Annotated in this window: 17 protein-coding genes; 11 read left to right on the top strand and 6 right to left on the bottom strand. The window is 63.6% G+C overall.

Translation table 11 applies throughout. The annotated features are described in order from the left end of the window. Positions 1 to 153 precede the first annotated feature (153 nt). A complete protein-coding gene (locus tag EB815_RS11605; protein ID WP_056578922.1) occupies positions 154 to 582 on the top strand; it encodes a BA14K family protein in 429 nt (142 codons plus the stop codon). 144 nt (positions 583 to 726) lie between these two features. Here EB815_RS11605 and EB815_RS11600 read toward each other — a convergent pair whose 3' ends face one another. The 3 genes from EB815_RS11600 to EB815_RS11590 all read right to left on the bottom strand — a co-directional run bounded on the left by EB815_RS11600 (position 727) and on the right by EB815_RS11590 (position 2861). Continuing rightward, complete coding sequence (locus EB815_RS11600; protein WP_056578925.1) at positions 727 to 1365, bottom strand: MBL fold metallo-hydrolase; 639 nt, start codon at positions 1363 to 1365, stop codon at positions 727 to 729. Positions 1366 to 1507: 142 nt separating this feature from the next. Continuing rightward, positions 1508 to 1822: a hypothetical protein gene (locus EB815_RS11595; protein ID WP_056578928.1), complete on the bottom strand. Its 315-nt coding sequence runs from the start codon at positions 1820 to 1822 to the stop codon at positions 1508 to 1510. Between the two features lie 145 nt (positions 1823 to 1967). Beyond that, positions 1968 to 2861: a branched-chain amino acid aminotransferase gene (locus EB815_RS11590; protein ID WP_056578931.1), complete on the bottom strand. Its 894-nt coding sequence runs from the start codon at positions 2859 to 2861 to the stop codon at positions 1968 to 1970. Positions 2862 to 3121: 260 nt separating this feature from the next. Here EB815_RS11590 and EB815_RS11585 point away from each other — a divergent pair, with 260 nt between their 5' ends. From EB815_RS11585 to EB815_RS11570, 4 genes are all read left to right on the top strand, one after another. Beyond that, the gene (locus EB815_RS11585) at positions 3122 to 3655 is read left to right on the top strand and encodes a MarR family winged helix-turn-helix transcriptional regulator (protein WP_056579037.1); all 534 of its coding nucleotides are present in this window, start codon (positions 3122 to 3124) and stop codon (positions 3653 to 3655) included. Then, positions 3642 to 4361 (top strand): response regulator, encoded by a 720-nt coding sequence (locus EB815_RS11580; protein ID WP_056578934.1) that lies wholly within the window; start codon positions 3642 to 3644, stop codon positions 4359 to 4361. The genes EB815_RS11585 and EB815_RS11580 overlap by 14 nt, the downstream gene beginning before the upstream one ends. Positions 4362 to 4506: 145 nt before the next feature. Continuing rightward, the gene (locus EB815_RS11575; RefSeq protein ID WP_081295141.1) at positions 4507 to 5922 is read left to right on the top strand and encodes an ATP-binding protein; all 1416 of its coding nucleotides are present in this window, start codon (positions 4507 to 4509) and stop codon (positions 5920 to 5922) included. Between the two features lie 221 nt (positions 5923 to 6143). Next, on the top strand, positions 6144 to 7166 hold the full coding sequence (locus tag EB815_RS11570; RefSeq protein ID WP_056578937.1) for a glycosyltransferase family 4 protein: 1023 nt from the start codon (positions 6144 to 6146) through the stop codon (positions 7164 to 7166). Between the two features lie 25 nt (positions 7167 to 7191). On the opposite strand, the gene EB815_RS11565 is transcribed toward EB815_RS11570, so the two are convergent. The 3 genes from EB815_RS11565 to EB815_RS11555 form a co-directional block, all read right to left on the bottom strand. Next, complete coding sequence (locus EB815_RS11565; protein WP_056578940.1) at positions 7192 to 7551, bottom strand: tRNA-binding protein; 360 nt, start codon at positions 7549 to 7551, stop codon at positions 7192 to 7194. Positions 7552 to 7568: 17 nt separating this feature from the next. After that, on the bottom strand, positions 7569 to 8069 hold the full coding sequence (locus tag EB815_RS11560; RefSeq protein WP_013893499.1) for a YbjN domain-containing protein: 501 nt from the start codon (positions 8067 to 8069) through the stop codon (positions 7569 to 7571). A gap of 344 nt (positions 8070 to 8413) precedes the next feature. Then, the gene (locus EB815_RS11555) at positions 8414 to 8716 is read right to left on the bottom strand and encodes an accessory factor UbiK family protein (protein ID WP_056579043.1); all 303 of its coding nucleotides are present in this window, start codon (positions 8714 to 8716) and stop codon (positions 8414 to 8416) included. A 215-nt stretch (positions 8717 to 8931) separates the two neighbouring features. Between EB815_RS11555 and EB815_RS11550 the strand changes: the two genes are divergently transcribed. From EB815_RS11550 to EB815_RS11525, 6 genes are all read left to right on the top strand, one after another. Continuing rightward, positions 8932 to 9165 carry a BrnA antitoxin family protein gene (locus EB815_RS11550; RefSeq protein WP_056578943.1) on the top strand — a complete coding sequence of 78 codons (234 nt, stop codon included), beginning with the start codon at positions 8932 to 8934 and terminating at the stop codon, positions 9163 to 9165. Positions 9166 to 9299: 134 nt separating this feature from the next. After that, positions 9300 to 10160 (top strand): prolipoprotein diacylglyceryl transferase, encoded by an 861-nt coding sequence (lgt, locus tag EB815_RS11545; RefSeq protein ID WP_081295140.1) that lies wholly within the window; start codon positions 9300 to 9302, stop codon positions 10158 to 10160. Next, positions 10157 to 11245 carry a class I SAM-dependent methyltransferase gene (locus EB815_RS11540; protein WP_056578946.1) on the top strand — a complete coding sequence of 363 codons (1089 nt, stop codon included), beginning with the start codon at positions 10157 to 10159 and terminating at the stop codon, positions 11243 to 11245. Before lgt ends, EB815_RS11540 begins: the two co-directional genes overlap by 4 nt. A 114-nt stretch (positions 11246 to 11359) precedes the next feature. Beyond that, a complete protein-coding gene (pgeF, locus tag EB815_RS11535) occupies positions 11360 to 12154 on the top strand; it encodes a peptidoglycan editing factor PgeF (protein WP_056578949.1) in 795 nt (264 codons plus the stop codon). Next, on the top strand, positions 12154 to 13305 hold the full coding sequence (locus EB815_RS11530; RefSeq protein ID WP_056578952.1) for a M24 family metallopeptidase: 1152 nt from the start codon (positions 12154 to 12156) through the stop codon (positions 13303 to 13305). The genes pgeF and EB815_RS11530 overlap by 1 nt, the downstream gene beginning before the upstream one ends. Positions 13306 to 13348: 43 nt before the next feature. After that, complete coding sequence (locus EB815_RS11525) at positions 13349 to 13990, top strand: hypothetical protein (protein WP_056578956.1); 642 nt, start codon at positions 13349 to 13351, stop codon at positions 13988 to 13990. The last annotated feature ends 68 nt before the right edge of the window (positions 13991 to 14058 follow it).

Here is a 14058-nt window from a genome sequence, read left to right as displayed (position 1 = left end):
CCAGCTCATTTGGAGCGTGGTTCTTGACGCCCTCTCGGACAGGCGGGGCGAAATCCGTTCAGCCTCCGTTCAGCCACGGTCGCATATTAGTCTTGGGTAAAGCCGGACCGCATCCCCTGCAAAACTGCACGGCCCGGTACGAAGGAGACCAAGATGAACAGAATTTTCAAGACAGCCGTGCTGTCCGCCGCCATGGCCGCGACGATGCTCGTGGCCCTGCCCGCGGCCAATGCCGATGAGTGGCGCCATCACCGCCACCACGGAAATGGCGACGCCATTGCCGCCGGCGTGCTTGGCCTCGCCGCCGGCGCCCTGATCGGTGGCGCGCTGGCCAATGACCAGCCCCCGCCTTACGCCGACCGCTACTACGATGACGGTTATTACGATCGTGACGTGCGGATCCGCCCGGCTCCGGTCCGCCGCTACTATGCGGAGCCGCGGGTGGTCTATGCCGATCGCTATGCCGAACCGTGGACGCGTGACTGGTACGAATACTGCTCCGACCGCTACCGCACCTTCAACTCCCGCACCGGCACCTTCACCGGCAATGATGGCGAGCAGCATTTCTGCACCGCCAACTGAGTGCGTGTCGCCCAAAAGCGCGCAGCGGTTTTGGGACAACGACTTGCACCAAACAAAGCGCGAAAGCGCTTAGGGCTTCCCTGCCCCAGACAAAAAAGCGCTGACCGCAAGGTCAGCGCTTTTTGTTGGGCGCCCGGGTGTGGTTCACGTCAGGAACGGATTGGTCCTGCGCTCCTCGCCAAAACGGCCGCCAGGACCGTGGCCGCAGATGAAGCCGATATCGTCGCCCAGCGGCAACAACTTGTCCTTGATCGAGGCGATGAGCGTCGCATGGTCGCCGCCCGGCAGGTCGGTGCGGCCGACCGAGCCACGGAACAGCACGTCGCCGACATGGGCGAACTTGGCCGCGCGGTTGTAGTAGACGACGTGGCCCGGCGCGTGGCCGGGGCAATGCAGCACCTCGAAGACGTGGCCGCCGAACGACACGGTCTCGCCCTCGGTGAGGAACCGGTCGGGCACACAGTCGCGTGAGCCGACAATGCCATAGCGCTTGCCCTGGTTCTCCAGATTGTCGAGCAGGGGCTTGTCGGCTTCGTGCGGACCGATGATGTCGATGCCGAGCGCCTCCTTCAATTCCATGGCACCGCCGGCATGGTCGATATGGCCATGCGTGATCCAGATTGCCTCGGCCCTGATCGCATTGTCCTTCAGCACTTCCAGCACCTTGTCGATGTCGCCGCCCGGATCGACGACGACACCACGCTTGTCGTCCATGTCGAACAGGATGGTGCAGTTCTGCTGAAACTGTGTGACCGGCACGATGCCGGCATTGAGCTGACCCATGATCGTCCTTTCGTATCCTTGGGGTGATGTAGAGGTGCCGGCGAAACGCGTCCACCCCCCGAAAGACGAACAGTCAGTCGTCTGAAAAACAGAAATGGGCGGCCGAAGCCGCCCATTTGAACAAACCTGAGACCGTCGGACCTTACTTCTTCATGGCGCCCAGGACCGCACCGATGATGCCGGTCAGGATCGCGCCGCCGCCGGCGCCGCCGACGATGTTCTGCAGGTTGAGCGCGCTGCCCAGGCCGCTCGTCGCAGCCGCTGCCGCAGCCGGATCGACCCCGTGGCCGAGCAGGCTGCCCAGGATCGCCGCGCCGCCGACGCCGCCAATGGCGCCACCCAGGATTTTGGGCAGCTGCCCAAGCGCCGCGGTCTTGATCGCAGCACCCACCGCCTGACCACCGATGATGCCTGTAATGATCTGGATGATGATCGGAAGAAGCGTGTTCATGTCCATAAGATGAGTCCCTCCATAGCTGCCAGCCTCCCGGGCCGACACCATCATGAGACGCCGAATTGGATGAAAGTCAAATGCAGAAACGCTGAAATAAAAGGGGCGGCTCGAAAACCGCCCCTGCTTGCGTGAAAAGCTGTGACTATCGTTATTCTGCGGCGATCGCGTGCTTGGGCTGAACCGCGGCAGAATAGTCGTTCATAAGGTTCTTGGCGATCTCGCCGACCTCGAATCGGTAAGGGCCGATTTCCGAAACCGGCGTTACTTCCGCCGCTGTCCCGGTCAGGAAGCATTGCTCGAAGCCTTCGAGTTCTTCCGGCATGATGGCGCGTTCGATCACTTCCAGGCCGCGATCCTTGGCCAGGCCAATGACCGTGCGGCGGGTGATGCCGTCGAGGAAGCAGTCGGGCGTGGGCGTATGGATCTTGCCGTCCTTGACGAAGAAGATGTTTGCGCCCGTTGCCTCCGCCACTTGCCCGCGCCAGTCGAGCATCATGGCGTCGGCATAGCCCTTTGCTTCGGCCGCATGCTTGGACATGGTGCAGATCATATAGAGGCCGGCGGCCTTCGACTTCGAGGGCGCCGTGCGCGGGTCGGGCCGGCGCCATTCCGCCATGTCGAGGCGGATGCCCTTGAGCTTCTGAGCCGGGTCGAAATAGCTCGGCCACTGCCAGATGGCGATGGCGACGTTGATACGATTGTTCTGCGCCGAAACGCCCATCTGCTCGCTGCCGCGCCAGGCGATCGGCCTGACATACGCATCCTGGAAACCCTGCTTCTTCAAAAGCTTGGTCGAGGCATCGTTGAGCTCGGCGACCGCATAGGGAATCTTGAAGCCGAGCAGGCGCGCCGATTCATGCAGGCGCTCGGTGTGCTCGTTGAGCTTGAAGATCTCGCCTCCATAAGCGCGCTCGCCCTCGAAGACGGCGCTGGCGTAGTGCAAACCGTGCGTCAGCACATGGATCTTGGCGTCGCCCCACGGAATGAACTCGCCATTCATCCAGATAAAACCGTCCAGTTGATCGAAGGGAACGGATGCCATGGTAACCTCCCGCGGGCCGCGGCCCGAATATCTCAGTGTCGTTGCGTGTTCTTTTTGGCCGCGCGGTACGATTTGAGACGCCGGCCGGTGTCTCGAAGCGTAGGCGGATAATCGCGCTCTGGCAAACTCAGGAAATTCCGGAAAAACCGGCTTGCCTTGCCTTTTCGTTCGCAATCCGCCCAAAAGCTTGTCAAAAATTACCATTGCAGGGAAATTACGTCAATAGTACTGACATAATCTCCCGTTCCCATGGAGAAATGATGACGGATCGAAGCCCATCTGCCGGAAAACCGATCAGGACCGCGATGTCAGTCGAGGACGGCATCGACTTCGCCATCATCGAACTGTTTTTCTTCGCCTATCGCGACTTCACCTCCGATCCCGACCAGATCCTGGCCGACTATGGCTTCGGCCGTGCCCACCACCGGGTGCTGCATTTCGTCAACCGCAGGCCGGGCCTGACGGTTGCCGAACTGCTCGACGTGCTGAAGATCACCAAGCAGAGCCTGGCGCGGGTGCTCAAGCAGCTGATCGACACCGACCATATCGTGCAATTGCAGGGCCCGCGCGACCGCCGCCAGCGCGAACTCTACCCGACAGCCAAGGGCCGGGCACTGGCACTGGCGCTGGCGCGGCCACAGTCGCGCCGCATCCGTGCTGCATTGGAAGATTCCGGCGCCACCGAACGGACCTTGGTGGAACGCTTCCTCGAAGCGATGGTCAATCCGGAACTGAGAGCTCAGATCGACGTTGGGTCCGCAAAAATGTCAGGAAAAAGCCATGGAGAGCACTGAGAGGGTCGATCAGGCGGTCGCACCGGACGACGATGCGCCGCATCTGCTTGTGGTCGACGATGACACGCGCATCCGCAATCTTCTCAAACAGTATCTGACCGAAAACGGCTTTCGCGTTACCGTCGCCGGCAATGCCGGCGAAGCCAGGCGCAAGCTCGCCGGCCTCGATTTCGACCTGCTTGTACTCGATGTCATGATGCCAGGCGAAAGCGGCGTCGATCTCACCAAATCGCTGCGCGCCGAAAAGAACGTGCCGATCCTGATGCTGACGGCATTGTCTGAAACCGACAGCCGCATCTCCGGGCTGGAGGCCGGCGCTGACGATTACCTGCCCAAGCCCTTCGATCCGCGCGAGTTGATCCTGCGCATCAACAACATCCTGCGTCGCGGCGGCCCGGCGACGACGCCCAAGGTCGAACAGCTGGTCTTCGGTCCCTACACCTTCCAGATCGCCAGGCGCGAACTGAAGCGAGGCGGCGAGGCGCTGAAGCTGACAGACCGCGAGCAGGAGATCCTGGCGATCTTCGCGGCGCGGGCCGGCGAGACCATCCCGCGCCACGAACTGGTCGGCGACGATTCGGAAGTCGGCGAGCGCACCATCGACGTGCAGATCAACCGGCTGCGCCGCAAGATCGAGCGCGATCCGTCCAACCCGGTCTGGCTGCAGACCGTGCGCGGTATTGGGTATCGGCTCAGCGTGGAATAGAATATCGGGCGCGGCTCTAGGGCATGATCCCGAAAAATGGGAATCGGTTTCGGAAAGATCATGCTTCAACAAAGAGTTGGATCAGGAAGGCGATTGAACCAGACGTCGTTCTGATCTAGTGCCGCGGGCGAAATGAAAAGAGCCAATGGCGACCACGGAACTGGAACAGCCGGGAAATGACGGCTTGAGCGCACGCGCCACGCGAACGCTCAAGGCGGTGCCGCGCATCTGGAACCGGTTCTGGCGCCTCGTTTCGCTTTACATGCCCAAGCGCCTTTATGCGCGCTCGCTGATCATCGTCATCGCTCCGATGATCCTTTTGCAGTCGGTGGTCGCGTTCGTCTTCATGGAACGCCACTGGGCAACGGTGACGCAGCGCCTGTCGCAGGCCACCGTGCGCGACATTGCCGCCATCATCGACCTGGTCGAGACCTACCCGCACGATGCCGATTACGCCAACATCATCCGCATCGCGCAGGACCGCATGCAGCTGAAGGTCGATTTGCTGCCGCCGGATCCCTTGCCGCCGCCCGGTCCAAAACCGTTCTTCTCGATCCTCGACGACGTGCTCTCGGCCGAGATCACCCGCCAGATCAACCGGCCGTTCTGGATCGACACGGTCGGCAATTCCAACATCGTCGAGGTGCGCGTCCAGCTTGAAGGCAAGGTGCTGCGCGTGTTCGTGCGCCGCAGCCAGGCCTATGCTTCGAACACCCACATCTTCCTGATCTGGATGGTCGGCACCTCGCTGGTGCTGTTGATGATCGCCATCCCCTTCCTGCGCAACCAGATCCGGCCGATCCTGACGCTCGCCGAGGCCGCCGAAAGCTTCGGCAAGGGCCGGCCGATGCCGCGCGATTTTCGCCCGCGCGGCGCCGAAGAAGTTCGCCGTGCCGGCTTTGCCTTCATCCAGATGCGCGAGCGCATCGAGCGCCAGATAGAACAGCGCACCGCCATGCTGACCGGCGTCAGCCACGACCTCAGGACCATCCTCACCCGCTTCAAGCTGCAGCTGGCGCTGGCCGGCGGCAAGGCCGAGACCAAGGCCGCACTCAACCAGGACATCGATGACATGCAGTCGATGCTGGAAGGCTATCTCGCCTTTGCCCGCGGCGAAGCTTCGGAGGACCCGGGACGTTTCGATCTCGAAGCCTATTTCCAGAAGCTCGGCGAGGAAGCCGCCTTGCGCAAATGCAAGCTGTCGACGACGCTTTCCGGCGACCCCACGGTGCATGTACGGCCGAACGCCTTCGCGCGGCTGCTGTCCAACGTCATCGGCAACGCCTTCCGCTATGCCAAGACGGTGGAGGTCGATGCCAACCACGGCCGTGGTTCGCTCGTGGTCACCGTCGACGACGACGGTCCCGGCATTCCGGTCGACAGGCGCGAGCACGTGTTCAAGCCCTTCGTTCGGCTGGACGAAGCTCGCAACCTTGATGCCAGCGGCACCGGGCTCGGCCTGTCGATCGCCCGCGACATCGCCCGCAGCCATGGCGGCGACATCACCCTCGACGACAGTCCGCTCGGCGGCCTGCGCGCGGTGATCAAGGTCCCGGCCTAGGCGAGCTCAAGTACCAGGCGAAGGATCAAGCTTCATCCGCCCGTCATGAAATCATGGTGAAGAGCGCGCATGAAGCGCGCGACCACACTTGATTCGGCCCAACCGCCTCACTTCGACCCCGTGCCCACCCGGGTGCGCTGGAGCGAAGCGAGGGCGGCAGGCTGGTCGCCGTTCCGGCATCGTCTCAAGGCAACAGTCGACCTTTCCAGCAAAGGGCCGCCATGCGCATATTGATGGTCACCGACGCCTGGCGCCCGCAAGTCAACGGCGTCGTCCACACGCTGGAGCGGCTCACCGAAACGCTCAAGTCCTTCGACGTCGCGGTGGATTTCCTGACGCCCAACATCTTTCGCACGCTGCCCCTGCCGACCTATCCCGACATCCGCCTGGCGCTGACCACGCCCGGCCATGTCGCGAAGCTGATCGACGGCTACAAGGCCGACCACATCCACATCGTCACCGAGGGGCCGCTCGGCATCATGGCGCGGCGCTATTGCCGCAATGCCGGCCGGCCGTTCACCACCAGCTATCACACACGCTTCCCCGAATATCTGAGCGCACGCCTGCCGGTGCCTGAGAGCTGGGCCTATCGCTGGCTGCGCGATTTCCACAATTCCGGCCAGGGCACGCTGGTGGCCACCCAGTCGCTCGCCGACGACCTTTCGGCGCGCGGCTTCAACAAGCTGAGGCCATGGACGCGCGGCGTCGACACCGACCATTTCCGTCCGGACAAGAGGAAGGATCTCGGCTTCCCCGGTCCGGTGTTTCTCTGCGTCGGACGCGTCGCCATCGAAAAGAACCTGCCTGCCTTCCTCGACCTCGACCTGCCCGGCAGCAAGGTGGTGGTCGGAGAGGGTCCGGAGCTTGCCAGGCTCAAGGCGCGCTACCCCAACGCGCATTTCCTTGGCCACCGCCCCAATGACGAACTGGCGGAGATCTACGCCTCCGCCGACGTCTTCGTTTTCCCCAGCCGCACCGACACGTTCGGCAATGTCATCATCGAGGCGCTGGCCAGCGGCACGCCGGTCGCCGCCTATCCGGTCACAGGCCCAATCGACATTGTCGGTGACGGCATCGGCGGCGCGGTCTCCAACGATCTGCGCGAGGCCTCGCTTGCAGCGCTCAACGTCAGCCGCGATCAGGCCCGCGAACGCGCCATGCGCTACAGCTGGAAAGCCTGCGCCGAGATGTTCATGGATACGGTTGAAGAGGCGCTCGGCAGGACGCGCAAGCTGGCGGCGTGATGGATCTCGCGCAGGGCGGCGGAGGTTAGAACAGCCGCCCGCCGTCCGGCACCTTGCGCTCGATGGCGCCCAGCACCACGGCGCCCTCCTCGTCGGGAAAACCGAGCGTCAGCACTTCCGACATGAACGGCCCGATCTGGCGTGGCGGGAAATTGACCACCGCGAACACCTGCCGGCCGACCAGCGTTTCAGGCGTATAATATTTGGTGATCTGCGCCGACGATTTCTTCACCCCGATGTCAGGTCCGAAATCGATCTTCAGCTTGAAGGCAGGCTTACGTGCCTCGGGAAACGGTTCGGCCTCGACGATCGTGCCGGCGCGGATGTCGACACGATCGAAATCGGCAAAACTGATCTCGGGCTTACGCTCGCTGCTCGAACTCATGTCTCTGCCCTACTGGCTCAGGCGTTGCCGTAGGTCTCGAACAGCACGCCGGCAAGCGCATCCTTGGCCGAGGTTCCCGACCAGACGACGAACTGGAAGGCCTGGAAATAGCATTCGCAGGCTTCCAGCGCCGAGGACAAAAGCACCTCGACCTGCTGGCTCGACGGCTCGACCCCACCGGCCAGCAGCAGCGACTGGCGGAACATGATCGCGCCCTCCTGCTCCCACAGGTCGAAATGGCCGAACAGCATCTGTTCGTTGATCAGCGACAACAGCCGCATCACTTCCAGCGCACGGGTCTCCGGCACCTTGATGTCGAAGGCGCAGGCTAGGTGCAGCGCCTCGAAATCCTCCATCCAGGAGAAGGAGACGTGATAGTCGGTCCAGCTGCCAGCGACCGAGATCGAAATTTCATCATCGCCGGCCCTTTCGAAGGACCAGTCATTGTTGTGGGCCACCTGCTCGATAACATCCACCGGATGGATTTCGCGGGAGAATTCGAGTTCGAGAAGTTCCATGGAATGCTTCCTGTCGTTCTGAGGAGCGCCGCCACACGCTCCGCGGGAGGGCACACACAACGAACAATCTGATCTAGAACTCGGACGGCCAGGACTTTCTTCGCGCTAAAGACTACTTCTCGACGCAAAGACCCCAGACCGGACCCCACCGCCCGGCCGCATGACCCTGCTCCGAATCATGCAACAAATTCAGTCTATTGATCGGGAGTCGCGTGAACAGCCCAATTTTTCGCACTGCGTCATTCGCATGTGGAAAGGCGCTGTCACAAAGATTCATGCAATGCCGTTAAGCGATTCACGGCAAAGCGCTTTTCAAGCTCGGACTATGTGGAAAAGTTTAACGATTATTTTTTTGCGCGGGGCTTCGCCGCCGCCGCTGGTGCGGCATCGCCGGCCAGTTCGGCGAGCCTGGCCTCGAGCGCCTCGACGCGGGCGGCAAGGCGGGTATTCTCGTCCCGGGCCTTGGCGGCCATCTCGCGCGCGGCCTCGAATTCCTCGCGCTGCACCACGTCCATCGAATTGAGGATACGCTCCGCCTGGCCCTTGAAGGCGGTCTCCACCTCGCGCCGAACGCCTTGCGCGGCACCGGCGGCGTCGGTCATCAGCTTGGCGAATTCATCGAGAATGCGGTTCGGTCCGGTCGACATGGCAAATCCTCGCTTGCTCGAAATGACGTAGTGGCGCTGAGCGCCGAATGCAAGAACGTTGAGGCCCAGTACGGCCTCTGCGTTGCTATGGCGCATGGGCGCTGCCATGCCGGAGGGAAGCTCTCTAACCGCCTCAAGCTATACTTGAGAACACCAAATCGCCTATGGTGTTGTCGTCTTCTATTGCGTCAGAACGCTCCAATCAGGGTCAACCAATGGCAACGCCTCCGCGCCGACCGACAAATCCGTTCGCAGCCGCCGAAGCGGCCTTCAAGCCGGTCAAGAAACCGGCAGCCCCTATTCGCGAACCCTCGGCTGCTCCCAATGTGCGCGAGCTTGTCTCGATCCGGATCGATCGGGCCGTGCTCGACCATTTCCAGGAGGATGGCCCCGGCTGGCAGGACAGGATCAACGACGCATTGCGGCAGTGGGTGGCCGCCAAGGGGTGAGTTGACCACGCACGGCACGATGGCTCGCAATGGTGATCCGTCGCGACACTTGACGGCGACCGGCTTGCCTTGACCCTGCCAAAACCCTGCCGCATGGTCCGCGCCCGAACACGACCGCAACCGAGAGCTTCCCGTTGAACGAATATTTCCTGCTGCCGCTGGCCTCGTTGCCCTTCCCCAACATCAACCCGATCCTCATCCAGATCGGGCCGTTGGCGGTGCACTGGTACGGCGTCGGCTACATCGTCGGCATCCTGTTTGCCTGGTGGTACGCCAAGCGTCTTGCCGCCAACCCGAAACTGTGGCCGGACGGCGTGCTGCCGATGAAGCCCGAGGACCTCGACGATTTCATCGTTTGGGCGGCGATCGGCGTCGTGCTCGGCGGCCGCACCGGTTATGTCCTGTTCTATGACCTGCCGCGCTACATCGCGCACCCGCTCGACATCTTCGCGGTCTGGCAAGGCGGCATGTCCTTCCATGGCGGCCTGCTCGGCGTCATCCTCGCCATGACGCTGTTCTCCATCAAGCGCGGCATCCGCACCTGGTCGCTGTTCGATGTCGTGGCCGCCGGCGTGCCGGTTGGGCTTGGCCTGGTGCGCGTCGCCAACTTCATCAATTCCGAGCTCTGGGGCCGGCCGACGGACGTGCCCTGGGCGATGGAATTCCCCAATGGCGGGCCGTTCACCCGCCATCCGAGCCAGCTCTACGAGGCCCTGCTCGAAGGCCTGGTGCTGTTCCTGGTCCTGCGCATCCTCACCCATTCGCGCCTCAAGCTGAAGACGCCGCGCTTCGTCGGCGGCGCCTTCATCTGCGGCTACGGCCTGTCGCGCGTCTTCGTCGAATTCTTCCGCGAGCCCGACCAGCAGCTCGGCTACCTCCTTGGCACCAACTGGCTGACCATGGGCATGATCCTGTCGACCCCGATGGTGCTGATCGGCATCTGGGCGATGGCGACAGCCAAGCCGGTGACGCAAGCGCAGCCGCAGGCGACATGACGCGGCTGAAGACCCGTATCGTCGACCTGATCGAGGCGCTGGGGCCCCTTCCCGTCAACGAATACATGGCGCTATGCCTGTTCGACCCCGCGGACGGCTACTACACGACGCGCGAACCGTTCGGCGTCGCCGGCGACTTCATCACCGCGCCGGAGATCAGCCAGATGTTCGGCGAACTCGTTGCAGTGTGGCTTTACCAGGCTTGGGCAGCGATCGGCCGGCCGATGCCGGTCACCATCGCCGAGATCGGCCCCGGTCGCGGCACGCTGATGAAGGACATGCTGCGCACGCTGTCGCGGCTTGATCCGACCCTGGCCAATGGCGCCGCCTTCGCCATGATCGAGACCAGTCCACGCCTGACCGAAGTCCAGAAACAGACGCTCGGCGCGACGCCTTTCGCGGTTCGCTGGCACGAGACCATCGACACCTTGCCCCATCAGCCGCTGCTCATCGTCGGCAACGAACTGTTCGACGCCATACCGATCCGCCAGTTCGTCCGCGCCGGCACCAGCTGGCGCGAGCGCATGGTGAGCCTGGACGACGAGAACACCCTTTGTTTCTTCGCCGGCGCCGGCTCGGTCGACCCGACGCTGCTGCCCGTCGACGCGGCTGAAGCGCCGCAAGGGGCGATCATCGAGATCGCGCCCGCCCGCACCGCCCTGATGGCGGCCATCGCCGAACGCGTGGCCCGAAACGGCGGCGCCGGGCTGTTCCTCGACTACGGCCACCTGCAGCCGGGTGTCGGCGACACGCTGCAGGCCTTGCGCAAGCACAATCACGAAGATGTGCTGGCCAATCCAGGCGAGGCCGACCTCACCTCGCATGTCGATTTCTCCGCCCTTGCAGCGATCGTGCGTGCGCATGGTCTCGACGCCCATCTGTCGACACAGGGCAGTTTCCTGCTCGGCATGGGCATACTCGAGCGTGCCGGCCGGCTTGGCGCCGACGCCGGCCAGGCCGCCCGCGACAAGATCACCGAAGACGTCGAGCGCCTCGCCGGGCCGCGGGCGATGGGCGAACTGTTCAAGGTGCTTGCCGTCGTGCCGCGCGGCGCCGCCGTCCGGCCCTTTGCGACAGCGGATTGACTTTTCGCCGCTGCCCCTTCCAATCTCCCGTCCGGCAAGAGAGCGGCCGAACCGCCGGCCGCCCCGCTTCTGCTTTTTCTTGACGAAACCGCCCATACGGACAACAACGCCCGCATGCTGAATCAGACCAAACCGGATCCCGTTCGGTCCCCGCTGCTGGACAAGGCGCAGGCACAAGGCATCCGCCACGGCTATTTCACCCGCGCAGGTGGCGTATCGACCGGCATCTACCGGGGCCTCAACATCGGCACCGGATCGGATGATGACCAGACGCTGGTGGCCGAGAACCGCGCCCGTGTCGCCGCCTGGATGGGCGTGCCGACGAACCATCTGTTGACCGCCTGGCAGATCCATTCCCCCGACGTCATCGTCGCCAGGGAACCCTTTGCCGGAGAACGGCCCAAGGCCGATGCCATCGTCACCGATCGCCCTGGCATCGCCATCGGCGCCTCGACCGCCGACTGCGGCCCGGTGCTGTTCGCGGATGCCGGGGCGCGCATCATCGGCGCGGCGCATGCCGGCTGGAAAGGCGCCTTCACCGGCGTGCTGGAAAACACCATTGCCGCCATGGAAGGCCTCGGCGCCCGGCGCGAAAACATCGTCGCCGTGCTCGGCCCCTCGATCGGCCCTGACAATTACGAGGTCGGGCCGGAATTCATTGCCCGTTTCGTCGAGGCCGACGCCGAAAACATCGGCTACTTCGCACCCTCCGCCACATCAGGCCATGCCATGTTCGATCTCAATCGCTATACGGTCGACCGGCTGGCAAGGGCCGGCGTGACCGCCGAGGGCCTTGGCCGCTGCACCTATGCCGAGGAAGATCTGTTCTACTCCTACCGGCGCACCACGCACCGCAAGGAGCCCGATTACGGCCGGCAGGTTTCGGCCATCGTTTTGGAGAATGAATAATGGCGCTGCATTTTGAACGGTCGGAATTTGACGCGCGGCGCGACCGGCTGATGATCGAGATGGCCGAGAAGAAGCTCGACGCCATCCTGCTGTTCGCGCAGGAAAGCATGTACTGGCTGACCGGCTACGACACGTTCGGCTTCTGTTTCTTCCAGTGCCTGGTGGTGAAGGCCGACGGCTCGATGGTGCTCTTGACCCGCTCGGCCGACCTGCGCCAGGCGCGCCACACCTCCATCATCGACAACATCGTGCTTTGGACCGACCGCAACGGCGCCAACCCGGCGGTCGACCTGCGCAATTTGCTCAACGATCTCAATTTGCTCGGCGCCCGCATCGGCGTCGAATACGACACCCATGGCTTGACGGCCTATAATGGCCGCCGGCTGGACGAGCAGTTGCAGACCTTCGGCCAGATTGCCGACGCGTCCGGCATCGTCGGGCGGCTGCGGCTGTTCAAGAGCCCGGCTGAAATCGCCAAGGCCGAGAAGGCCGCCAACCTCTCCGACGATGCGCTGGACGCGGCGCTGCCCCTGATCAAGCAGGGCGGCGACGAAGCGCTGATTCTGGCTGCCATGCAGGGCGCGGTCTTTGCCGGGGGTGGCGACTATCCGGCCAATGAATTCATCATCGGCTCCGGCGTCGATGCGCTGCTCTGCCGCTACAAGGCGGGCCGCCGCAAGCTGACCAAGAACGACCAGCTGACGCTCGAATGGGCCGGCGTGTTCCACCATTACCATGCGCCCATGATGCGCACGGTGCTGACCGGCAAGGTGTCGAAGCGCCACCAGGAGCTGTTCGACGCGGCGCGCGCTGCCCTTCTCGCCGTCGAAAAGGCGATGACGCCGGGCAATACATTCGGCGACGTCTTCGACGCGCATGCCCGCACCATGGAGGCACATGGCCTGACCAAGCACCGGCTGAACGCCTGCGGCTACTCCGTCGGCGCCCGCTTCACGCCGTCCTGGATGGACATGCCGATGTTCTACCAGGGCAACCCCGAGCCGATCGCGCCGCACATGACGCTGTTCGCCCATATGATCATCATGGATTCCGAGACCGAGACGGCAATGACGCTTGGCCGCACCTACCTGACCACCGAATCCCAGCCGAAGCCGCTGTCCCGCCATGATCTCGACTTGATCGTACAGTGAATCCATAATGGGAGGCGTTCTTCGCCAAGGAGTTAGAAGGCAAATGAGACGATCGCATGTGACGACCGTGTCATTGCTTGTGGCATTGGCTCTTGCCTCCTGCACCAACGCAAAGGACGTTCTCGAACCTTCCGCCATCACCCCGCCGGCCGCCTCGGCGCAGCCCGCGCCGGGAGTCCAGGGCAGCGCGGCGGCCACCGTTCCGGCCCCATCGACAGCCGCGCCTGCGACCTCCACGGCGGGCGCGTCCGCGACCACCACCACGCCGCTCACCTCAGCCCAGAGTGCCGCCATCCTGTCGAAGACCCGGCTGCAGATCGCGCCGATCGTCGGCGCTTCGGTGGAGGCCGCGACCCCGCTGACGGCGGAACTGCAGACGCGCGCCAGGCAGCGCGGCATCACGCTCGCGGGCAGCGCCGACCAGACCGCGACCCATGTGCTGAAGGGTTATTTCTCGGCGATTTCGGAGGGCAAGGACACCACCGTCATCTATGTCTGGGACGTCTACGACCCGGCCGGCAACCGCCTGCACCGCATCAACGGCCAGATGAAGGCGCCTTCGGCCAGTTCCGGCGCCAGCGCGGGCGCCGACAGCTGGAAGGGCGTCTCGCCGGCCACCATGCAGGCGATCGCCGACCAGACCATCGATCAGTTCGCGGCATTTCTGGGCGGCAAGGCTGGCTGACAAGGCCTGCTCGAGTGTTGCCTCTCGGCGATGGCACGAACCTTTCTTCAGCTTAGCCGGCGGATTCC

This window comes from Mesorhizobium loti (assembly GCF_013170705.1).
Classification (GTDB): Bacteria; Pseudomonadota; Alphaproteobacteria; order Rhizobiales; family Rhizobiaceae; genus Mesorhizobium; species Mesorhizobium loti_D.
Note: the sequence above shows the minus strand (reverse complement) of the source record. Positions and strands in the feature narration are given on the sequence as shown.